The following is a 21,941-nucleotide window of genomic DNA, read 5'->3' as shown; positions in this document are numbered from 1 at the left end:
TTTAAACACCTAAAAATGGCATCGCCTCCACCGCTTTATCATTAATACCCCATTCATCACTATAATGGCGAGAATCAAGATAGTAGACCCCCTCACCTGCAGTAATTTCATAAATTGCTCCGGCTTCGCTCAACCTGCGCCAATCATTGGCATAGAGGTTCACACTATAGGACTGAGCCGATCGCAGCAGTTTTCGGTAAAGCGCAGGTTGGAAATCTTTGGCAACGGCGCACAACTCAGCAATAATCTGCTCCCCTTCACTATAGGGCACTAAGAGCGGTTCGGTCGGTGCATCAATCGCCTTAAACGCCTTACCTGCACTCATAAACGATTGCTGTAATTTCGGTTTATCCTGATAACCACTATTTTTATCATTACAGCTTAACCAACTAAGTAATGAGTCGCTATCAACGCGATAACTCATCTCATCGGCTCGCTGGTAGAAGTAGTAGTCAAAATAGCGACTTATCGCTTTGGGTTTCAGCCATTCGTTAGCGGCAAATTCTCTCATTACCCGATCGGCGCTCTCTTTGCCGATGCGAATATCAATTAACCATTCTAAAGGCTCCTCTGCGGGGTTGATAATCGTCACTTGACCGCGATGATTGGGATTGGCACCATGACGATTACAGCGTCCCGCCGCTTGAGCGATAGAATCGAGTCCTGCCATAAAACGGATAACGCTGGCAAAATCAATATCGACACCGGCCTCTATGAGCTGCGTGCTAATAAGCAGTACCGGTAGTTTATCGGCTAACCGCTGTTTAATCGTCGTCAAGATAACCTTACGGTGTGCGGCACACTGATGGGTAGAGAGGTGGTAGATGCTCTCTTGGTCAACCCCATCACAACAGAGCTGATAGATCGTTTTAGCCCAGCCCTTGGTATTCACAATTACCAAAGTACTGCCTTGTTCTCTCAGTTGCTGTTGCGCCAATTGTGCAATCTCATCGGCCTGCCAGCCCCCCATTCGTCGTTGATCGATAAACTCAATTCGTTCCAGATCATCAAAGAGCTGACCAACATCACCCGCTAATTCGTTAGCGGGGTTGAGTTTTAGTTCCCCTTTATCGGGATGTTTTAATCCCTGTAACAGCGGTTGAGTCGCGGTACAGAGCAGTGCTGTGGTTTGGGTCTGCTCCAATAAAAAATTAAGTGCATTACAGAAGAGATGAACCATCTTGACTGGCAAGGTCTGAATCTCATCAAAAATCAGCACGCTGTTAGCGAATTGATGCAGTCGTCGCGCACTACGGGTTCCGCCAGCAAACAGGGTCTCCAGAAACTGCACCATGGTCGTCAGCACAATCGGCGCACTCCAGTTTTCACTACTTAGTTTGCTATGCCAGGTTTGATGCTCGGGTTCAAGATTACTATGGTGTTCTAACACCCATGGGGTAACATCGCCCTCCTGCTCCAGTAGTTCACGAATCGCAGTAGCATTTTGTTCAATGATGGAGGTGTAGGGAATAATATAAAAAATCCGATCCATCTGATGCTGCTGTGCATGATGCAGTGCAAAACGGAGGCTGGCTAAAGTCTTACCGCCACCGGTGGGTACCGACAGAGTATATAATCCTCGCTCACCGTTTGCCCGTTGGTAGCAGTTATCGGATATGCGTTGACGAATCGTATCTATTGGTGTTGTTGCTGACCAGTTTTGCAGAGCAGCTTCAAATCGTTCGATAGCAATAGGCCAGTCGGGTCGATCTTTGACGCGAAACTGGCGATTTTCGGGCGTTTCAAAATCAGCACTATCTTGTCGATCCGCATCAATTAAAGCACTAAACAGAAAACGGGTGACCATACCAAGATAGAAGTCACGCTGTAGGGGTGGCCTACCCTGAGTGATCGATTGTAATCGAGTCAAAAAGGCGTTAAGAACCGTTTTATCGCTCAACTGTTCCAAACGTTGACGAATCTCCGCATCTATTTTTGCATTGACTTCGTTAAGATGGGTTTTGCTCTCCTCTTTTTGGATCCGTTTGTTAAAGTTATCGTCTCCTTCAGGGGTTAAACAGTCAATCAGGCCGCTGTGGTGGGAGGCGACGCAGAGTGCAATCATTTGCGCGGCTAGTTTTCCCAACTCACCATAACCTTGCCACTGCTGCCAAATCCACTGCGCTCCGGCGCTGGAGTGGTCAATTTTGCCTTTTTGATGGGTTGCGTCGATCCAACCATCGGCATCGGGGTCTATCTGTCCGGTCGCTGAACCTAAATAGGCTTGAAAAGCGGCGCTATATTTACCTAAATCATGCAATAATCCCAGCAACTCTGCCATTTCAGCCAGATCGATTTTATCACCGAATGCAGCACCCAGTTGCGCCACACTCTGCAGGTGCGAAGCCAATAGTTGTGCTGAGTTATCAATTTTTCGATAGTGTGCGATAACAGGAGTCATATGCAAGCTGTCCTTAACTGTGTTGTAATTGGTTTTATATCACAAAACGACCCTATTCATCGTTTCGTCATCTTTCAAACATGGCCAAGTTTTAAAATTAACATGAGTAATTAAAACAGTCAATTAATAACTTATGTCGTAGGTTATTTGATGTCTATAAAAAGCATATAAAGCAAGCTTTAATTTCGCTTATTTAAGTGGATGCCTGCACATCTGCCAAACGTAACTTCTCATTAACCGTTAGCAACAGCGGCATTTCTGATCGCATCAGCTAACGGGATTAATTTATTGGCGCCAGATATCCTGTCGTTCAGATAATCCCAAAACGAGATTCCGAGTTTTCGGCAGGTTTTCTTCAGGCTTGTAAAAGTATCCCGACAGCGGCGCCCGTTTTCGCTGCGGGTTGAACCGCTGATTTTTCGTCGGGTCACATATTCCCGGATTTCTCGCTCACTGAGGTTGTTGTGTAAGGGGATGTCGGGGCGCTCTAACACCCGAAATAACTCTGTTTTATTCGCTGCTAGCCGGCTCAGTGCGTTGTTCATCAACATATAGCTGGTTTTTGTTCGACACAGCTCATCAACCCGCTCGGCATGAATCCAACACAACGCATGGTAAAACAGGTTAAACTGACCGGCATCATCGCTTATCAGGGCGATATTCGTATCAAATCCTAAATCGACTAACCCACCGAGCAGAGCCCCTTCGGTCACTATCCGGATATGGCGTTGGTTTGTGATTCCCACTTTCCTCAGATGGATATGCCATGAGTCGCGGTCTGTGAATGTTTGACCTAATTTCAGCTGTTCTTGTTTTTTCTGCGGGAATTTTTGTCCGCTCATATAGGTCAACGCTTCAGAATTGAGGACATAGCGACACTCGCCTGCCTGCAACAGCGTCAAAAAATTGATCCGACTTTTACTCTCTGTACTCCCGAACCATGTAAACAGGTCATTGGTAATGACCGTGCAATAGCCATTTTTCCCATCGTGCCTCGCACCGGTATCATCGGTTTGCAGATAATCACAGACATCTATCCCAGCCTGTAACACACTAAGCGCTTCTTCATGAAACGCGTCATGCCCTTCGGTTAAAAGCTGGCTCAGTTGTCCGGTGGAAAGCTGGAACCCTATTTCTGTCAATTGTTGGTGAATTCGTGGCTGTGTCATGCAGCCGTGGTGGTTTTGGTAGAGCAGATAGCTTTTGAGAGTAGGGCCAAAATGACCTTTAACATCGTCAGGCAACTCGCCAATCGCCAATGAGCCATCCGGACGACGCCACACCTCGCGCCGATAGCAGATCACATTGACTTCCATCAACAGCTCCTGAACCAGATAGTCGCTATGACTCACATGCTTCCATCCTGCCTCTTTCGGATCGTCAGGCAGATCGGGCGGGGCAAGCTCGCGAAGCGTTGTGACGACTAATTTATCTTTTTTGCTTCCTTTGGGACCTGAGTTGCGTTTTTTGCCACGACCCGATTTGTCCTGATTATCTGTTGACTCATTACCTTCTTCATCAGAGTTGGCATCACCGGATGAGTCAGCGTCATCCTGCTGATCTATTTTGCTCGGCTTGATGGTCGGTTTTTGATTCAGATTCTTCAGACGAATAATCTCCGCTTCCAACTGCTCAATTCTCTCTTGTTGAGCAAGTAGCATGCTGAGTAATGTCTGTTCTGTATCGGTCACTGGTTCAGTTTGAATTTTGGCGAGTTGATGAATTTGATGGCATTAGTCTAGCAAAATCAGCGGCGAGAATGCTAACGGTTTATGAGGAGTTACAGCCAACGATACCCTCGTAGCAGCGCCTGCTGCATCGGTGTTATCTCGACCCGCTGCCGGGACTGGCCATCCGGAGCAATAATCTGCTTGCGCTCCCCTCGTGGTTTGACCTGTATCGGCAGTGTCACAACTGCACTGCCACCACTCCCCTCGCCTATCTCTGCCTCACCGGTTTGCCGCATAACGGTATGGTAACTCATGCCGCACCTGCCTGTGGCTGATGCAGTTCCAGCGCCACACTCTGCAGTCCGGTAGAATGCAATTGCAACTGTACCTCACTGCTGGAGACAGTCACCTTTTGAATCAGCAGTTGAGCAATGCGCTGCTGTTCAGTCGGAAACAGCTCCTCCCATATCGCATCCAGTTGCGTCATCGCTACGGTGACTTGGGCTTCATCAATAGCCGGTTCATGCTGCCGGGCGTTGGGTAATATCTGCTGAATCATGGTTTCGGAGCGAAGAATACCTCTGAGCTGGTTAATCACCGCTGTCTCTATCTCATCGGCGGGCAATCTCGGCAGCCCTGATACCCCGGCATGCTCTTTGGCATCGCGTTGAGGGATGTAGTAGCGGTAGAGCCGGCCGTTTTTCTTGCGGGTATGATTGGGTGACATCGCCCGACCATCTGACCCGAAGATTAAACCTTTAAGCAGGAACGGCACCTTGGCCCGGGTTCGGTTACCTCTTACCCGACTGTTGGTTTTGAGAATAGCCTGTACCTTATCCCATAGGGGCTGCTCGATAATCGCCGGATGCTCGCCATTGACCCACTCCTCGCGATGGCGTAACTCGCCGAGGTAGGTGCGGTTGTTGAGCAGACGGTATATCATCGATTTGTGAATCGGTGTGCCCTGTCGGAATCTGCCATCCTGAGTGGTCCACGATTTGGAGGTGGCCCCCATCGCCCTGAGCTCTTTCACCAATTCGACACCCCCCTCCAGCTCGATAAAGCGTTGGAAGATAAACCGCGAGGCCCAATGGCAGCAATCGTTAACTATCCGGCAAACCATCGAAGTGGAGCGACATTTCTCATGAGCAATATCTGGCGAGAGTTTGAGCGGCTGTTACCGCAAGCACCACTGCTGACAGGAAAAGTCATTAGCCGGCAAGAAAGTGGCGATCTGATTGTTGAATTACCCGGTGGTGGGCAGCTGCGAGTCACTGGCGAAGCAGAATTGGGGCAGCGGGTTTTTGTTAAAGCCGATCAGGTGATTGGCGAAGCACCCGAATTACCGTTTGTAGAGATTGAAATTTGAGGAGAGAGGCGATGCATGCACCGAATTTATGCGAAGGGATGGTCACCATGCCGCGAGAGGAGTTTGAGGCGCTATTGGAAGAGGTGGCAGAGAAAGGGGCGCGTCACGCCTTAGCCGATGTCGGACTCGATGGCGATGATGCTGCGCACGATATCCGTACGCTGAGAAGCCTGCTGGAGGCCTATAACGCGGCCAAGCGCACTGCGTGGCATACCTTTGTCAAAATCTTAACCACCGGCTTTGTGCTGGCTCTGCTGGCCGGGGCGGTGATTAAGCTGAAAATCTTTGGAGGGGCACAATGATTGAGACACTGCTAGGTGGGTTGCTGGGCGGCACTTTCAGGCTGGCACCGGAGGTGCTCAAATGGATTGACCGCAAAGGGGAGCGGCAGCATCAGCTCAAACTGCAGCAGCAGACGCTGGAGCTGGAGAAGTTGCGCGGGAGTCAGCAGTTGGCAGAGCAGCAGGCTGAAGCGCAAACAAGCTGGAATAGCGGGGCGATGGCCACTTTACAGCAGGCGGTTACTTCACAAGGCCATAGCTCCGGTGTAAGATGGGCCGATGGTCTGTCGGCTAGCGTACGGCCAGTGATTACTTACTGGTTTATGCTGCTCTACTGTACGGCCAAGACTGCGATATTTATGGCGGCGATCAATGCGGGCAGTAGCTGGGATAGTGCGGTGCTGCATGCGTGGACCGAAGCCGATCAGGCGCTTTGGGCTGGGGTGCTTAATTTTTGGTTTTTAGGCGGGTATTTGATCGAATACGGTGAGATAATGGCGTTTAGAGTGGAATACGGGTAGCTGCGGCTACCCGCTTTTTTTGTGTCTGAAGAATTTTAAGATTTGGAGTTGGAGTTGGAGTTGGATGTAATTGCATAACCTTAGCCATAATCAACTTGACAGGTTTCTTTCCATCACTTAGCGTTTAAATCCCTCCCCGACCGTTTGAGTTGTGCCATTTTCTCAGCAGTTATGGAAATTTAAAAAGGATCGATGAGTGGGTTAGATGTGATAGAGCAACAGAAACGACTGATAAAAATGAGTAATAGTAGTTCCTGCCTAAACCGATTGGGATTTAAATTTGAGCGAGGCGGTGCCCACTCTTCCCGCACAATCATGTTGAATGAGCTTCGTCTGCTGTTTGCCTGTATCGATAACCCTGAAGCCAAAAAAAAGGCCTATCTGCACGCAATAGTTGAAGATAACTGTCTGGGTAAACGATCAGCTAAAACGCGCATGCTGACCTATCGCCATTTGGTCGATCTGTATAGTTTAGAGACTTCAAAGCTGCTGTTTCGGGCGCTGCTCTATCTCTGGAACCGCGATCCCGAAAGTCAGCCACTCATCGCCTTACTCTGTAGTTATGCTCGCGACTCCATTTTTCGCTCAACAGCTCAATTGATTATCAATACCCCGCAAGGGGCAACCGTAGCGCGCGAAACCGTTGAACAGTTTATTGACGATCTTGAACCGGGTCGTTTTAGTGCGGGTACGCTTAAGTCGACGGCACAAAACATCAACGCATCGTGGACAAAATCAGGACATCTGAACGGACGAGCAAAAAAAGTCCGTACTATGGCTACTGCCACAGCCGGGAGCGTCGTGTATGCGCTACTACTGGGCTACCTCAGCGGTGAACGTGGGCAGTCGCTGTTTCAAACCGAGTATATCCGGCTGTTGGAGTGTAGCTTTGACAAGGCGATTGATTTGGCGGAAGAGGCTTCCCGCAAAGGGTGGATAACCCTAAAACGGGTCGGTGATGTCATTGAAGTTAATTTTCCCAACTTAATTAAGCCGGAAGAGATGGAGTGGCTCCGTGAGCAAAATTAAACGGTTGATTCAATCCTACAGTCAACACATTGCAGTTCCCTGGCGTGAGGATGCCGCGTCCGCACAACGGGTGATTTTTTGTGTCTATAACGAAAATGAAGAGCGGACGCTCAGAGCAAAAACAGATGAGTTTGAGCTGGCCACCCGGCAATCGCAACACGACTGGAAACTGTTTGATCTTACCGATAGCTTCGCGGTTTGGCTGGCATCGGGTCGGTATGCCAAAAGCTATTTTCAAAAACCACACCTGTTACCGACCTTATTGCCAAAATACCTGAGCTACATTACCGATGAATTTGCCCAATTTCTCAGCCAGCATGGTGCGGATCAGAACTCGGTTGTGGCGATTCAGGGCGTCGGTTCGCTGTTCGGTTTTCTTAAAATTAAAGATGTGGTCGATCAACTCGCGCCGATGGTGCAGGGCCGGTTACTGATCTTTTTTCCCGGCAGTTACGAAAATAACAACTACCGTCTGTTAGATGGTTATGACGGCTGGAACTATCTCGCGGTGCCGATTACAGCGGATAATGCGTATTAATACTGAGGCTATTGATGAAAAATTGTGATATCTACCAAAAAGATCCGGCCACCCGCAAGCTGGTTAATGAAGGGGTCGCCAGCGTTAATGATGATCAAACAGACCACGCTCTCGCTGTACTGCGTTACGAGCTGGAAACCTTTGTCTGTGATGGCCAGTACCAAAAAGGGTTGGCACACATTTTCGACACCTATCTGAAAAATATTGATCAGGCGCAACAACCGGCGGTCTGGGTGAGTGGCTTTTATGGTTCGGGTAAATCCCATCTGGTGAAAATGTTACGGGCTCTTTGGGTTAACACCGAATTTGAAGATGGCGCTACAGCACAGGGTATTGCCAACTTGCCGCAAAATATTCAGGAGCATCTTAAAGAGTTAACCACCGCAGCCAAACGTCATGGCGGTCTGCACGCCGCCTCCGGAACGCTGGGCGCGGGGGCGAGTGGTAGTGTTCGCCTGGCGCTGCTACGTATTATCTTCAAATCGGTTGGTCTGCCGGAGCAGTATCCCGTTGCCCGATTCGTAATGTGGTTAAAAGAGGAAGGGATTTACGATCAGGTTGTTAACCATGTGGCACAAAAAGGTTTTGATTGGAACGAGGAGCTCGATAACTTCTATGTTGCCGAAGGATTGCATGAGGCACTGGTTGCGGCCAAACCCAATCTGTTCACATCTCCGGCATCGTGTGTCGAAACACTCAATAACCTCTACCCCTATGTGCAGGACATCTCCAGTGACGACATGATCAAAGCGATTCGGCACGCTCTGACCAAAGCCGGTAAATTTCCGTTAACCCTGGTGGTGCTGGATGAGGTACAGCAATATATCGGCGAAAATAGCCAGCGCTCTATTGATGTACAAGAGGCGGTAGAGGCCTGCTGCAAAAATATCGGCGGCAAACTGCTGTTTATTGGCACCGGTCAGACAGCTGTGACCGGCACCAATAACCTGAAAAAAATGGAGGGGCGTTTTACCATTCGGGTAGAGCTCTCCGATGCCGATGTTGATGCGGTGATTCGTCAGGTGATTCTGGCCAAAAAACCGGCAGCCAAAGCGCCGATTGAACAGATCATGCAGACCAATTTGGGCGAGATTTCACGCCATCTGGCAGGTACCACTATTGGCCATCAGCAGGATGACATAGTCTGGTATGCTCAGGACTACCCCATCCTCCCGGTGCGGCGTCGTTTCTGGGAGAACAGCTTACGGATACTGGATCAGACTGGCACCGATAGTCAGTTGCGCAACCAGCTCAGTATGATTCATAAAGTGATTCAGACCAATTTGGATCAACCATTGGGCAGTGTCGTTCCGGCCGACTATCTCTACTTCGACTCGGCCGATAAGCTACTTCAATCACGTATATTACCGCGCAAAATCCATGAAAAAACCCTGAGCTGGATAAAAGGATCGGCAGATGAAACCTTAATGGCCCGCGCTTGTGGTCTGGTTTTTCTGGTGACTAAACTGGCTGGCAGCAATCAGGAGATTGGCATCCGCGCCACTGTGGATACACTGGCTGATCTGCTGGTAGAAGATCTGGCTCAAGGCTCCGCCGCCCTGCGCAGTAAACTTCCCTCTCTGCTGGACAGGTGTGAACTGCTGATGAAGGTAGGTGATGAGTATCGCATTCAAACCGAAGAGAGTTCGGCCTGGAATGATGAGTTTTTGAGCCAGCGCGCCTCCCTCTCCAGCCAAACCCATCGCATTGAGGCCGAACGCGACGATCGGATTCGTAAGAAATTTGCTGAGATAGTCCGAAAACTCTCACTCAATCAGGGCAGCGCCAAAGTCTCTCGTGATATCACCCCTATCTTTGAGGCTCAACTACCAAACGATGCCGCACAGCGGATCTGTGTTTGGGTACGCGACGGCTGGAGTACCGATGAAAACTCGGTACGAGCCGATGCCCGGCAAGCGGGAAACCAATCACCGACCCTGTTTCTCTATATTCCGAAACGCTCAGCGGATGATTTGCGCCATCACCTGATTGAGTATAAGGCGGCCAGTGCCACTTTAGATAAGCGCGGAGTCCCCAATACCCCGGAAGGCACTGAAGCGCGTGCTGCGATGGAGACCTCCAAACAGAGTGCCGATGGAAAAATTCGTGAGTTACTGGAAGAGCCTTTCTCAGGCGCGCGACTGTTTCAGGGTGGGGGTAACGAAGTATTAGGTAATGATCTGCAACAGATGATACTGGAAGCGGCCCACAATGCATTACAGCGACTCTATCCACAGTTTCATCTCGCCGATCATGTCGGCTGGGCCAAAGTGTATGCCAATGCCGCCAAAGGAGCACCGGACGCTTTAAAAGCGGTCGGTGATGAAGGAGAGGCCGCGAAAAATCCGGTCTGTAAATCGCTGTTAAGCCATATTGCCGGCGGTAAAAAGGGAAGCGACATCCGTACTCACTTTGAAGGGCACCACTACGGCTGGTCACGGGATGCAGTCGATGGCGGACTACAGGTGCTACTGGTGGCAGGCCTGATTCGGGCACACGACGAGCGGGGTCAAACGGTAGATCCGAAAGAGCTAGAACGCAAATCAATCGGTAAAATGGGGTTTAAAGTCGAATCGACCACGATTACCACCGCGCAGCGGATTCAGATTCGCAAACTACTGCAAAAGAGCGGACTGACCGTTAAACAAGGGGAAGAGTCAGCCCACCTGCCGACATTTCTGCACAAGCTTGAGGCGTTGGCGAATCGTGCCGGTGGTGAAGCCCCCAAGCCCGAACGCCCCGATACCACCCTGTTAGATGAAATCCGAACCACTGCCGGTAATGAACAGCTGTTATTGCTCTATACACAACGCGAACAACTCAGCCACAACATTGACAGCTGGGGTGAAATAGCCGAACAAGTTGCCCGGCGCTGGCCCAATTGGGAACTGCTCAAGCGACTGATTGCCCATGCAGCCTCACTACCTGATGCGGATGTTATTCAGGCTCAGATCGAAACAATTGAACAACAGCGGCAACTACTGCAACAGCCCGACCCGGTTGTCCCCCTGATTGCCAATTTGACGCAGCTACTGCGTGATGAGCTGAATCGTCTGAACCATGCCTACCAATCGGGGCATGAACAAAATTTACAGCGGTTACAGCAAGACGCCAACTGGCAGCAACTGGAGCCGGAGCAGCGTAATCAACTACTATCGGCCCAAAAGTTGACTCTGACAGATCAACCGGTAATAGCCGTACAGACTACCGAAGAGGTGCTGACCACTCTGGATAACTGCACCCTGCCGATGTTTAGTGATCGGGTTGCTGCCCTGCCATCGCGGTTTGATAATGTGGCTACCGGAGCGGCAGAGCTTTGTGAACCACAAGCACAATTTATTCAGGTACCGCGTCGTACCCTGAAAACTGACGAAGAGATTGAAGCTTGGTTAGATGATGTCGGCCAACAGTTAAAAACCGCGCTACCCAATGGCCCCGTTGTAATTAAGTAGACTAACAATCATGAACATTCAGCATTTAATTCTCAACAACTACAGAAAATATGCGGCGGCAAAGTTTCTGTTTAACGAAAAATTTACGGTCATTATTGGAAATAATGGTTCTGGGAAAACGACAATTCTTGATGCGTTATCGATTATGCTCAATACCTATTTTCAGGGTTCAGGAATTAGAACGGCAGCCGGTTCCATCAAAAAAGAGGACGCTCGTTTTATCATTACTGAAAAACAAGGACAGGTTTTTCGCGAACCACAATCGGAAGTTTTTCTACAGGCTGAAGCCAAAATCGGGGGAGAACACTACCAATGGCTCAGAGAGATTGGTGACAGAGGCGGAAAAGCCAAAAGTATCGTAGTACTCGGTGCAGAAGATAGAGCAGCCATACAAAAAGGGGGTACAAAAGCGTTACCCCTGATGCTCTATTACGGTTCAGGTCGCTTATGGAATACCCATAAAGATATTAAGAGTGGTAAGCCCGGGTCCCAACTGGATGCCTATCGCTATGCCCTGGATCCCAAATCGGATCAAAATGCCTTTGAAGAGTGGTTTAAACGGCTCTCGCTGGCAAAACTACAAAAAGGTCACAATATTCCGGTACTCGATGCATTAAAAGAAATTGTATTGCATTGCGTGCCAGGCGCTATAGATTTCTACTTTGATACCCTTGAAGATCAAATCACCATCCACCTGGAGCAAGAAGGTCATATTCCCTTTAATTACCTCAGTGATGGTTATCGGAATATGTTGGCCATGGTGGCGGATATCGTCCATCGAGCCTCAAAACTGAATCCGCACTTGGGGGAAGAGGTCGCCAATCGAACAGAGGGAGTGGTCTTAATCGACGAAATCGACCTGCATCTGCACCCTAAATGGCAACGAAGTGTGGTAGCCGATTTAAAGTCCGCCTTTCCGAAACTACAATTTATTGCTACGACCCATTCACCCTTTATCATCCAATCGTTAGAACCTGGAGAGGTGATCGATTTAGGCCAACCACCGCTGCATCCGGAACAGATTGTTGAATTCGCCTCATCTGGTCATTTAGTTGCATCTCCGGGACCGGGGCATGCATTTAGCCACCGCTCTCTTGAAGATATCGTTGAAGAAGTAATGGGAATCGCTATCCCACAGAGAAGCCAACGCTATCAGAAAATGTATGAAACGGCGCAAGAATACTACCGCCTGTTGCAACAATCGAAACATGGCGACACCAAGCAAAAAGAGCAACTCAAAAATCAACTCGATGAGCTGTCCGCCCCCTACAGCGACAATGTCGCCTATCACGCTTTCCTTGAGATGGAACGGATGGCTGCAGGGTTAGGAAAATCAGAAATTCAGGGAGATAAATAGATGCGTCCTGTTACCAGAGGAGACGGACCTGTAGATAAACAGGGACATCATATCCAATTCAGCGAGTATGCTAACGCCAGAGGAGAATTGATTAACCGGATTGGAGAATACTGTTCCTATTGCGAAATGCATCTTGATACATCTTTGGCGGTTGAACATGTACAGCCAAAACATCCTCCGGGGGCAACTCAGGTAGACCAAACACGGGCTTTGAACTGGAATAATTTTCTTTTAGCCTGCACCAACTGCAATGCTACCAAAGGCAATACTGATGTCGATTTGAGTGAGTATCTCTGGCCAGATCGGGACAATACCTTCCGTGCTTTGAAGTATTCTGAAGGAGGCGTTGTCTCTCCTGCAATGGATGGCGATCTAAAACAAAAAGCAATAAACACAATCGGGCTTACAGGTCTCGATAAGACTCCAAATGATCATAAAGCCTCTGATCGAAGATGGCTGAATCGGAAAGAGGCTTGGGATATTGCGGTGCGTTCCAGCAAGCGTTTAGCCAACAACGATAATAATGATTTTAGAGAGCAAATTGTGGATACAGCCTTGGCGAACGGTTTTTGGAGCGTTTGGATAACCGTTTTTAAAGAGGATGCAGACATGCTTAGACGCTTTCTTGAGGCATTTCCGGGAACTTGCCAAGAATGCTTTGATGTAACTAACGGCTACGCGCCTATTGTCAGACAAGGGGGACAGTGCTAATGCAACCGCTTGATAAAACCCTGCGTAACCGCCTTGAAGCCACTATAAAAAGTGCCCGTGAACTGGCTGAAAACGCCGCCCGTGCCGCGCTGCAACAGCTCGGTGTCGGTGAAACCGCCCCGTTTAGCCATTTAAGTGAAACAGATCGCGAACTGCGCCGCCGACTGCGGGTGCATGGTCGGCAATTAGGCGACCAGCGCCAACCCAATGGCGAACAGGAGATCAGCCGCCTGATTGAAGAGACCGCCTACGAACACTGGCACCGTATGTTGTTTGCCCGCTTCCTGGCGGAAAATAATCTGCTGATGTATCCCGACCCCGACGATCCGGTGGCGGTTACCCTTGAAGAGTGTGATGACCTTGCTGCCGATGAGGGTGCTGCCAACGGTTGGGAACTGGCCGCCCGCTTTGCTGCCCGTATGCTGCCACAGATCTTTCGCCTCGATTCGCCGGTGTTTCAACTCAGCTTGCCGCCGGAGCATCAGCAGAAATTGGAGCGACTGGTGGCCGATCTGCCGCCGGAGGTCTTCACCGCTTCCGACAGCCTCGGTTGGGTCTATCAATTCTGGCAGGCGAAGAAAAAGGACGAGGTCAACGCCGCCGAGGTCAAAATCGGCGCACGGGAGCTGCCTGCTGTCACCCAGCTCTTCACCGAGCCCTACATGGTCAGCTTCCTGCTCGACAATTCATTGGGAGCGTGGTGGGTTAGGCAGTGGGCAGTGGGTAGTGAACAGTTGTCAGTAAAAGCGCGTGAGTTACTGCAAAGCGCAGCAAACGAAGATGAACTGAGATCGTTTTTTAGCCGGTCCGGAATCCCGTTTGCCTATCTCCGGTTTGTCAAAACTGACCACTGCACACTGACCACTGATAACTCCAGCGTTTTCACAGGCGAACACTGGATGCCCGCCGCCGGTTGGTTTGAGGGCTGGCCCGATAATCTAAGTGAACTCAAAACGCTGGATCCCTGCTGCGGTTCCGGCCATTTTCTGGTCGCCGCCTTGCTGATGCTGGTGCCGATGCGCATGGAGCTGGAAGGGTTATCGGCACAGCAAGCGGTCGATGCGGTGCTGCGGGAGAATATTCACGGGCTGGAGCTGGATCAGCGCTGCGTGGAGCTGGCGGCGTTTGCCCTGGCGCTGACCGCGTGGAAGTACCCGAGCGCTGGCGGCTACCGCGTGCTGCCGGAATTGAATGTGGCCTGTTCGGGTTTGTCCGTGAGCGTGGCGAAAGAGGAGTGGAAGCAGCTGGGTTTGGGTAAACGGAACCTGACGATTGCCCTCGACTGGATGCACGATACCTTTAAGGATGCGCCGGTGCTGGGTAGTCTGCTTGATCCGAAAAAGCAGGGTTTAGGTGAGCACTATGTGCAATGGGATGAACTCTCCAGCGCACTGGAGCAGGCGTTGAAGATTCCCTCACCCCAACCCCTCTCCCAAAAGGAGAGGAGCTTTTCTCCTCCCTCGCCCTCAGGGAGAGGGACCGAGGGTGAGGGTTACGAGCAACAAGAGGTCGCTGTGGTGGCTCAAGGACTGGCAAAGGCCGCAACCTTGCTTGCCGGACGCTATCAATGGGTGATTACCAATGTGCCGTATTTGGCACGAGGCAAGCAGAACGAGCGGCTCAGAGATTTTTGTGAAAAGCACTATTCCGAAGCGAAGAACGATCTGGCGACCGTATTTCTCGACCGCTGTTTAGAACTTTGTGTTGAAAGCGGCACCTCCAGCATCGTACTGCCGCAGAACTGGCTCTTCCTGACCAGCTACAAGAAATTCCGCGAGAAGCTGCTGAACAACGACACTTGGCATCTGATTGCACGATTGGGGCCGGGTGCCTTTGAAACCATTAGTGGTGAGGTGGTGAAAGCTATCTTAATCACCCTTAGCCGTGGCAATTCCTCCCTCACCCCTAACCCCTCTCCCAAAGGGCGAGGGGAACATTCACTCCCTCTCCCTCTGGGAGAGGGCTGGGGTGAGGGTAACAACCTGATTCGCGGAGTGGATGTCTCCGAGCCTCGCACTGCCGCCGAAAAAGCGGCGCAGTTGCTGACAGGGGAAATCAAGAGCGTTGAACAGGCGAAGCAGTTGGAGAATCCGGATGCGAGGGTAGGTTTTGAGAAGTTTGAGAGTGTCCCGCTGCTTGCAGAGATTGCTGATTACGGAAAAGGCAGTACAACAGGTGACGGGCCAAGATTTTTAGCTTTCTTTTGGGAGTTTTCTGAGATTCAGAGAAGCCACAGATACTGGCTGAACTCTCCAAACTCTCGTGATCTATGGACTGGCAGATCTCAACTTTGCAAAGTGCCTTTGAATGACGTGGAGTTAAATGAACAACTCGGTTGTCGTCTACACGGTCAAAACGTGTTTGGTCGTCCCGGAGTAGTAGTTAACAAGATGCGAAAGCTTGAGCCTTTCCTCTATTTTGGCGAAGCTTTTGACGACAATATTTGTCCAATCTGTCCGACCACCGAAGATAATATTCCGGCTATATGGTCTTACGTGGATTCAAGTGAATTTCACGACGCAGTTCGCGCTGTCGATCAAGCGCTGAAAGTTACTGCTGCTACGATCACCAAAGTCCCCTTCGATGTTAATCGCTGGGCCAAAGTTGCGGAAGAAACATACTCCAACGGCCTGCCCAAACCCTACACCGACGACCCCACCCAATGGATCTTCCACGGCCACCCCTGCGGCTCGGTCATCTGGGACGAAGAAAAAAAATGGACAATTCACGGTACATTAAGAACCGATGATACGGTGCTTCAAGTCGCCGTTGCCCGTCTGCTCGGCTACCGCTGGCCTGCCGAAACCTCACCCCTAAATCCCCTCTCCATAAATGGAGAGGGGACTTCGCCTGACTCCCCCTCGCCATTTATGGTGAGGGGGACGGGGGGTGAGGTAATGGAACTGGCCGACGAGCAGCGCGAATGGGTCAAGCGCTGTGAAACTCTGTCCCTCACCCCAGCCCTCTCCCAAGGGGAGAGGGGGCATTCATTAGTGGATGATGACGGCATCGTCTGCATCCCGCCGGTACGGGGCGAGGCGGCAGCAAGCGACCGACTGCTGAACCTGCTGGCCGCCGCATTTAATCAGAATGGGGGCGATGCCTGGTCGAATGATACTCTGGCACAACTACTCAAAAGCGCCGATCACGCCGGCAAGACGCTGGAAACCTGGCTGCGGGAGAAGTTCTTCACCCAGCACTGCAAACTGTTTCAAAATCGCCCCTTCATCTGGCACATCTGGGATGGCCTGCGCGACGGCTTTGCCGCCTTGGTCAACTACCACAAGTTTGACGCCAAGCTGCTGGAGACCTTGATCTACACCTATCTGGGCGACTGGATTTCGCGCCAGAAGCAGGACATCACCAGCGGAATTGATGGCGCTGAAGAGAAGCTCGCCGCCGCCGAAGCTCTCAAGAAAAAGCTGGAGCTGATCCTCGAAGGCGAAGCGCCCTACGACATCTTCGTGCGCTGGAAACCACTAGAACAGCAGCCCATCGGCTGGGATCCGGACCTTAACGACGGCGTGCGCCTCAACATCCGCCCCTTCCTCAGCGTGCCCGATGTCGGTAAAAAAGGTGCCGGTGTTCTGCGTGATAAACCCGACATTAAATGGACCAAAGATCGCGGCAAAGATGTGGAATCCGCCCCCTGGTATCACCGCTTCAACGGCGACCGCATCAACGACCACCATTTAACCCTAGCCGAGAAACGCGCCGCGAGGGAGAATAAGGGTGCTGATTAAACACGACTTCTCTTCGCCCTTGTCGTTGCAGGATGATCACAACCGCCGGATGTGTGATATTGCTTATCGTCACCTTCAGGGATGCCATGAGAATTATCGAAGCAAAGTAGAACATCAATGGTTCCAAAAAGTACCATCAGATTCTGCTGAGTGGGGTAAGTGTGAATTTATGCAGGCCAGGAAAGCATTTATGTTTCATGAGAGTGAAGAGTACACACAGGCACTGGCTTCAATTCTGTTTTCGCATATTTGGATAATATCAGTGACGAACTACTATCGTTTACTTTGTAAAGGAAATAAGACAAGAGAGCGAGTCGGTTGCGGGCAATCCTTATCAGGTACGGATAAAATCCATTCAATTGCAAAACAATTAGAACTGCCTCAATTTGTGGTGGATTATGCCGAAGAACTGCACAGATACAGAAATACCATTACGCATCTTGTAGAAGGTGACAAAAAAACTGCTCCAATTGCAAATGCAGATTTCATTGTCGCCTATCGATATGCCAAAACTGCTTGGGTGATTTTCGGTGCACTATTGCGCCGATATGGGATGCGACCCGATTTGGGTGGTTGGCGAAGATGGACAGCATCCTATGGTTTACCACCGTCGATGGGTGCTGCGGAGAGTGTTTTATGAATGACAATCAACTCTCCCGAATCGTTTTAAGTGGTTATAAGTCTATTCGTCAGTGTGATTTGGAACTGAAAGAGTTGAATGTACTGATTGGTCCCAATGGTGCCGGTAAGTCTAACTTTATAAGTTTCTTTAAGCTTGTTCAACAAATGCTGGAGGGTAAGCTGCAACGCCATATAGGATTAAATGGTGGTGCGGATTCTCTACTTCACTTTGGAAGAAAAAAAACAGAACAAATTACAGCTGCACTAGTATTCCAACCACACGCATATACGATGGAGCTTGTTCCAACACAAGATAATCGCCTGATGTTCGATAAGGAGCAATTCATGTTCAACAACATGATGGATATAGCTTATTCCGGACATTTCGAAACCGCATCACAAGATGATGGATCGATTCAAAGTCACTTTCTGTTACCGGTCATGCGTAATTGGCGACTGTACCATTTTCATGACACCAGCGAATCCGCCTTGGTAAAGCAGCGGCATGGTATTAACGATAATGCCTATTTACGGCCCGATGCCCGTAACCTGGCAGCCTTTCTCTATCGGTTGCAGAAAAACTACCCTCAGCACTATCAGCGCATTGTTCGTTTGGTTCAGTTTATTGCCCCTTTTTTTGGCGATTTTTACCTTCGCCCCAATACCGATAACCCCGAATATATCGAACTGGAGTGGACTGAACAGGGAGAGGATAGGCCTTTCAAAGCGCATCAGTTATCCGATGGGACATTACGCTTTATCTGTTTAGCTACGCTACTGAATCAACCCGAGGAGTGGTTACCCGAGACGATTTTGATTGATGAGCCGGAATTAGGGCTTCACCCCAGAGCTATCGGTTTTCTGGCTTCGATGTTGCGTTCTACTGCCAAACAGCGACAACTCATTGTTTCGACACAATCGGTCACTTTGGTGAATGGATTTTCTGTTGACGACCTGATTGTCGTCGAGAGACAAAATGGAGTCACGGTTTTTCAGCGTCACGATGAAAAGCAGTTTCAGGAGTGGTTGAAAGAGTACACCGTTGGCGATCTCTGGGAGAAGAACCTGCTCGGAGGGCGCGGATGAAACGGGTGCATGTCATTTGCGAAGGACAAACGGAAGAGGAGTTTGTTCGCCATCTGTTAATTCCGGCATTACTGGAAAAGCAGATTCATTTATTACCGTCGTGCATTGGCAAAGTTGGTCATAAAGGCGGTAATGTCAGCCTGCCACGGCTTGCGCTGGATCTCAGAGTACGATTGCTGCGTGATCAGAGTTGCTATTGCACCACTCTGTTTGACTATTATGGCTTGCCTACCGATTTTCCCGGTAAAGCCGCTGGCGAGTCGATTTCTGATATTTCTGATAAGCACGCAGGAATAATCCGATCACTATCCCAATGGGCTGAGGATGCTTTCGGTATTCAAACCGCCAAACGCTTTATTCCCTATGTGCAGATGTATGAATTTGAAGGTCTGCTATTCAGTGAGCCGATGGTTTTAGCCAATGCGCTAGATTGTTCTCACTCGACCAGTGAGTTTCAACAGATTCGTGCCGATTTTCTAACCCCGGAATGGATTAACGACAGCCCCAGTACTGCACCCAGCAAAAGAATCGCAAAATTATTCCCCCCATACGATAAACCGGAACACCCGCTATTTGCGGCACTCGATATGGGTTTGGACACCATACGAAAGGAGTGTCTGTTGTTTGACAACTGGGTTAAACAGCTTGAGGGACTGGGTACCGAAGGAGAACACTAAGAGACTCATTATGATTAAACATCTGAAAATGTCCAATATCGGGCCTGCATCCGAGATGGAGCTGGAGTTCGGCAAGCGCCTGAATCTGCTAACCGGAGATAACGGTTTGGGTAAGAGCTTTCTGCTACACAAACAATTCGTACGACTATGAAAGTACTCGACCACCTCCTGAAAGCAGTTCGTGATGCCGCTATCTTTAATCCTGAGGTGCAGGTTGCACCCGCCTGTATCCTTTGGCCTGATCAAGATGGGCAATGGCAATCTATTATTTCCACCCTACAAACTGAGATGACTGAACTGATAGTTTTGGGTGACTATGCGCCCGAAACCAGAACAGGTCCGGCTATTTGGTTGCGTTGCGTGATTGCTGATCAAGTGCCTGATATCGCGTTGCCTAAAAATTGCCCTCCGATTATCTACCTGCCCGGTGTGAGCCGACAAGATTTGCGCGCGGTTGAAAGTTGTCCGGATCATTTAAAGCCGTTAGCGGAGCTACAGTACCGGGGAGCGATATGGTCGCAACTCAATTCAAAAGATTGGACCATATTGGCCTATCTGAAATCAGATCAGGGTGGGCTTGGTCTCGATGTCGCGCAAGATGGCGCAAGTAAAGAGGCGATGCTATTGGCACTACCCCACTTTCTGAATGAGCAATTGGCATTATTACAAGGTAAACACCTCGATAAAGACTATTTTAATACCCCCCTGAGTGTCAAGATACCCTGAGACCACCCCTGATGAGAAATGAATGTAGAATCAGGGGGGCAACAGAGGAGATACACGATGCCCAAAGATACTACCGTTTTACCCTCCAACGAGGTTACCGACCCCGATGAAGAGAAGCGCTCCTACCGCAAATTTAGTGAGGAAGAGAAGCTTCGGATCCTAGCAGAAGCAGAGCAGTGCAAGGAGCCGGGTCAGCTAGGCGAGCTGCTGCGCAAAGAGCAGATCTACAGCTCCCATCTGACCAAATGGCGCCGACAACTGCAAGCACAGGGGCAGGCTGGCCTGAAAGGGAAACAGAGTGGTCGCAAACCGAGCCTAGACAAGCGAGATAAGGAGATAGAGCGTTTAAAGAAGGAAATTCAGCGTCTTAGCCAACGGTTACAGCAGACCGAAGGGGTGATTGCGCTCCAAAAAAAAGCCTTCAGCTTATTGGAGCAGATGAACACAGAGATAAGCTTATGAGATTAGTTGAAAAAGAGTGCCCCAGTTCGGTGAGCATAAGAGCCGCTTGCGATAGCCTAGCGCTCTCGCGTGCAGGCTACTACCGCCGACAGGCTCCGGTTGTCTCCCCCCGAGCGAGCCTTCCAAGACCCGTCGCAGCCAATGCGCTGAGTGAGGCAGAGAGGCAAGCCGTTCTGGGGCTTTTGAACAGCGAACGATTCTATGACCAACCTCCGGCAGAGATCTATGCTAGCCTGCTGGATGAAGGGAAATATTACTGTTCAATCAGTACGATGTATCGGATCCTTCGTGCTAATCAACAGACGGGAGAGCGGCGAGCTCAAAAACCGGCCAAATCACACGCTATCCCCCGATTACGGGCGACCCGCCCGAATGATGTTTGGACATGGGATATCACTAAGCTTCCCACCACAGAGCAGGGTAACTTCTTGAATCTCTATGTGGTGATGGATCTCTACAGCCGTTTTATTGTGGCTTGGATGGTCTCAAGGAAGGAGAATAGTGAGCTCTCCAAGCTGTTAATCAGTGACGCAGCGGCTCGCTATCGGGTCGCGCTCAGTGGCTTAACACTGCATCAGGATAGAGGTGTGCCGATGACCGCCAGAGGCTATCTCGACTTGATGGCCGAACTGGGGATCACCTGCTCCCACAGCCGTCCACGAGTCAGTAACGACAATCCGTTTAGCGAGAGTCAATTTAAAACACTCAAGCAACAACCCGATTATCCTCAACGATTGACAGGAGTTGACCATGCCAGAATATGGTTTAGTGACTATGTTGACTGGTACTGTTTCCACCACCACCATCGAGGGATTGCGTGGTTCACTCCAGAGCAGGTATTTACCGGTCGTTACAAGGAGGTTAGCGAGCAGCGTGAACAGGCGCTGAAGCAGGCCTATCAGCAGCATCCGAAACGCTTTATTCATGGTGAGCCCAAGGTTAAGCAACCCCCTACTGAGGTATGGATTAACCCCGCTCTACCGGAGGAGGGGGTGGGGTCGCTGGAGGTCAACTATCCAACCCTGAATAGAGCGAAGGAGAGATGAGTGACGGTGCCGCTAGTGGGTCTATCGTCGATGGCTTTAGCCGGTTGTGGTGGCTGAATGACAGAGCGTTATCCATAGCCCGCCCCCCGGAGACCCCCTTATTATCGTAGGGGGGCGGGCTGTGGGTAACGCGGTGCAGGAGGGAGGTTCCTAGATTAGGGGTTGCAGTTCGCCTTGCAGCTCCCCCTTGCTGAAGGGCTTGGCTCTTGCGGCAAAGGGCCATGAGGGTCATGTTCGCTCCTTGTTGCGTC

18 protein-coding genes and 2 pseudogenes are annotated in these 21,941 nt (G+C 50.2%); 16 read left to right on the top strand and 4 right to left on the bottom strand.

Annotated elements, in window-relative coordinates; genetic code table 11:
• Nucleotide 1: 1 nt before the first annotated feature.
• The 4 genes from cas3 to D5085_07790 form a co-directional block, all read right to left on the bottom strand.
• Nucleotides 2-2,401, bottom strand: coding sequence for a CRISPR-associated helicase Cas3' (gene cas3 / locus D5085_07805; GenBank protein QEP43027.1), 2,400 nt, complete (start codon nucleotides 2,399-2,401; stop codon nucleotides 2-4).
• A gap of 233 nt (nucleotides 2,402-2,634) precedes the next feature.
• Complete coding sequence (locus D5085_07800) at nucleotides 2,635-3,753, bottom strand: transposase (GenBank protein ID QEP45094.1); 1,119 nt, start codon at nucleotides 3,751-3,753, stop codon at nucleotides 2,635-2,637.
• Between the two features lie 428 nt (nucleotides 3,754-4,181).
• Nucleotides 4,182-4,385 carry a hypothetical protein gene (locus tag D5085_07795; protein QEP43026.1) on the bottom strand — a complete coding sequence of 68 codons (204 nt, stop codon included), beginning with the start codon at nucleotides 4,383-4,385 and terminating at the stop codon, nucleotides 4,182-4,184.
• Complete coding sequence (locus D5085_07790; GenBank protein ID QEP43025.1) at nucleotides 4,382-5,194, bottom strand: hypothetical protein; 813 nt, start codon at nucleotides 5,192-5,194, stop codon at nucleotides 4,382-4,384. Before D5085_07790 ends, D5085_07795 begins: the two co-directional genes overlap by 4 nt.
• A 21-nt stretch (nucleotides 5,195-5,215) precedes the next feature.
• On the opposite strand from D5085_07790, the gene D5085_07785 reads away from it, so the two are divergent.
• The 16 genes and pseudogenes from D5085_07785 to D5085_07710 all read left to right on the top strand — a co-directional run bounded on the left by D5085_07785 (nucleotide 5,216) and on the right by D5085_07710 (nucleotide 21,690).
• Nucleotides 5,216-5,440 carry a hypothetical protein gene (locus tag D5085_07785; protein ID QEP43024.1) on the top strand — a complete coding sequence of 75 codons (225 nt, stop codon included), beginning with the start codon at nucleotides 5,216-5,218 and terminating at the stop codon, nucleotides 5,438-5,440.
• Nucleotides 5,441-5,451: 11 nt separating this feature from the next.
• Nucleotides 5,452-5,742 carry a hypothetical protein gene (locus tag D5085_07780; protein ID QEP43023.1) on the top strand — a complete coding sequence of 97 codons (291 nt, stop codon included), beginning with the start codon at nucleotides 5,452-5,454 and terminating at the stop codon, nucleotides 5,740-5,742.
• Entirely contained in the window at nucleotides 5,739-6,242 is a 504-nt protein-coding gene (locus tag D5085_07775) for a hypothetical protein (GenBank protein QEP43022.1), read from the top strand. The genes D5085_07780 and D5085_07775 overlap by 4 nt, the downstream gene beginning before the upstream one ends.
• A 237-nt stretch (nucleotides 6,243-6,479) precedes the next feature.
• Entirely contained in the window at nucleotides 6,480-7,271 is a 792-nt protein-coding gene (locus D5085_07770; GenBank protein QEP45093.1) for a hypothetical protein, read from the top strand.
• Nucleotides 7,258-7,809: a DUF1788 domain-containing protein gene (locus D5085_07765; GenBank protein ID QEP43021.1), complete on the top strand. Its 552-nt coding sequence runs from the start codon at nucleotides 7,258-7,260 to the stop codon at nucleotides 7,807-7,809. The genes D5085_07770 and D5085_07765 overlap by 14 nt, the downstream gene beginning before the upstream one ends.
• A gap of 14 nt (nucleotides 7,810-7,823) precedes the next feature.
• Complete coding sequence (gene brxC / locus D5085_07760) at nucleotides 7,824-11,261, top strand: BREX system P-loop protein BrxC (protein ID QEP43020.1); 3,438 nt, start codon at nucleotides 7,824-7,826, stop codon at nucleotides 11,259-11,261.
• Nucleotides 11,262-11,271: 10 nt separating this feature from the next.
• Nucleotides 11,272-12,618: an AAA family ATPase gene (locus D5085_07755; protein ID QEP43019.1), complete on the top strand. Its 1,347-nt coding sequence runs from the start codon at nucleotides 11,272-11,274 to the stop codon at nucleotides 12,616-12,618.
• Nucleotides 12,619-13,329 carry an HNH endonuclease gene (locus D5085_07750; protein ID QEP43018.1) on the top strand — a complete coding sequence of 237 codons (711 nt, stop codon included), beginning with the start codon at nucleotides 12,619-12,621 and terminating at the stop codon, nucleotides 13,327-13,329.
• Nucleotides 13,329-17,072 (top strand): SAM-dependent DNA methyltransferase, encoded by a 3,744-nt coding sequence (locus tag D5085_07745; GenBank protein ID QEP43017.1) that lies wholly within the window; start codon nucleotides 13,329-13,331, stop codon nucleotides 17,070-17,072. Before D5085_07750 ends, D5085_07745 begins: the two co-directional genes overlap by 1 nt.
• The gene (locus D5085_07740) at nucleotides 17,062-17,712 is read left to right on the top strand and encodes a hypothetical protein (protein QEP43016.1); all 651 of its coding nucleotides are present in this window, start codon (nucleotides 17,062-17,064) and stop codon (nucleotides 17,710-17,712) included. Before D5085_07745 ends, D5085_07740 begins: the two co-directional genes overlap by 11 nt.
• On the top strand, nucleotides 17,709-18,779 hold the full coding sequence (locus D5085_07735) for a chromosome segregation protein SMC (protein ID QEP43015.1): 1,071 nt from the start codon (nucleotides 17,709-17,711) through the stop codon (nucleotides 18,777-18,779). The genes D5085_07740 and D5085_07735 overlap by 4 nt, the downstream gene beginning before the upstream one ends.
• Nucleotides 18,776-19,456: a DUF4276 family protein gene (locus D5085_07730; GenBank protein QEP43014.1), complete on the top strand. Its 681-nt coding sequence runs from the start codon at nucleotides 18,776-18,778 to the stop codon at nucleotides 19,454-19,456. Before D5085_07735 ends, D5085_07730 begins: the two co-directional genes overlap by 4 nt.
• A 10-nt stretch (nucleotides 19,457-19,466) precedes the next feature.
• Nucleotides 19,467-19,583: pseudogene (locus tag D5085_07725) on the top strand (hypothetical protein).
• A 20-nt stretch (nucleotides 19,584-19,603) separates the two neighbouring features.
• A pseudogene (locus D5085_07720) lies at nucleotides 19,604-20,164 on the top strand (BREX-1 system phosphatase PglZ type B).
• A gap of 36 nt (nucleotides 20,165-20,200) precedes the next feature.
• Entirely contained in the window at nucleotides 20,201-20,644 is a 444-nt protein-coding gene (locus D5085_07715; GenBank protein ID QEP43013.1) for a hypothetical protein, read from the top strand.
• Entirely contained in the window at nucleotides 20,641-21,690 is a 1,050-nt protein-coding gene (locus D5085_07710) for an IS3 family transposase (GenBank protein ID QEP43012.1), read from the top strand. Before D5085_07715 ends, D5085_07710 begins: the two co-directional genes overlap by 4 nt.
• The last annotated feature ends 251 nt before the right edge of the window (nucleotides 21,691-21,941 follow it).

This window comes from Ectothiorhodospiraceae bacterium BW-2, from assembly GCA_008375315.1.
In the GTDB taxonomy this organism is placed as follows: domain Bacteria; phylum Pseudomonadota; class Gammaproteobacteria; order Thiohalomonadales; family Thiohalomonadaceae; genus BW-2.
This window is presented reverse-complemented; position numbering and strand designations above follow the sequence as displayed.

Excerpts from the sequence above, each read along its gene's own strand:
- D5085_07790 (QEP43025.1), bottom strand. The coding sequence starts at position 5,194 with ATGGTTTGCCGGATAGTTAACGATTGCTGCCATTGGGCCTCGCGGTTT.
- D5085_07780 (QEP43023.1), top strand. The coding sequence starts at position 5,452 with ATGCATGCACCGAATTTATGCGAAGGGATGGTCACCATGCCGCGAGAG.
- D5085_07745 (QEP43017.1), top strand. The coding sequence starts at position 13,329 with ATGCAACCGCTTGATAAAACCCTGCGTAACCGCCTTGAAGCCACTATA.
- cas3 (QEP43027.1), bottom strand. The coding sequence starts at position 2,401 with ATGACTCCTGTTATCGCACACTATCGAAAAATTGATAACTCAGCACAA.
- D5085_07715 (QEP43013.1), top strand. The coding sequence starts at position 20,201 with ATGAATGTAGAATCAGGGGGGCAACAGAGGAGATACACGATGCCCAAA.
- D5085_07785 (QEP43024.1), top strand. The coding sequence starts at position 5,216 with ATGAGCAATATCTGGCGAGAGTTTGAGCGGCTGTTACCGCAAGCACCA.
- D5085_07770 (QEP45093.1), top strand. The coding sequence starts at position 6,480 with ATGAGTAATAGTAGTTCCTGCCTAAACCGATTGGGATTTAAATTTGAG.
- D5085_07795 (QEP43026.1), bottom strand. The coding sequence starts at position 4,385 with ATGAGTTACCATACCGTTATGCGGCAAACCGGTGAGGCAGAGATAGGC.
- D5085_07710 (QEP43012.1), top strand. The coding sequence starts at position 20,641 with ATGAGATTAGTTGAAAAAGAGTGCCCCAGTTCGGTGAGCATAAGAGCC.
- D5085_07730 (QEP43014.1), top strand. The coding sequence starts at position 18,776 with ATGAAACGGGTGCATGTCATTTGCGAAGGACAAACGGAAGAGGAGTTT.
- D5085_07775 (QEP43022.1), top strand. The coding sequence starts at position 5,739 with ATGATTGAGACACTGCTAGGTGGGTTGCTGGGCGGCACTTTCAGGCTG.
- D5085_07755 (QEP43019.1), top strand. The coding sequence starts at position 11,272 with ATGAACATTCAGCATTTAATTCTCAACAACTACAGAAAATATGCGGCG.
- D5085_07735 (QEP43015.1), top strand. The coding sequence starts at position 17,709 with ATGAATGACAATCAACTCTCCCGAATCGTTTTAAGTGGTTATAAGTCT.
- brxC (QEP43020.1), top strand. The coding sequence starts at position 7,824 with ATGAAAAATTGTGATATCTACCAAAAAGATCCGGCCACCCGCAAGCTG.
- D5085_07750 (QEP43018.1), top strand. The coding sequence starts at position 12,619 with ATGCGTCCTGTTACCAGAGGAGACGGACCTGTAGATAAACAGGGACAT.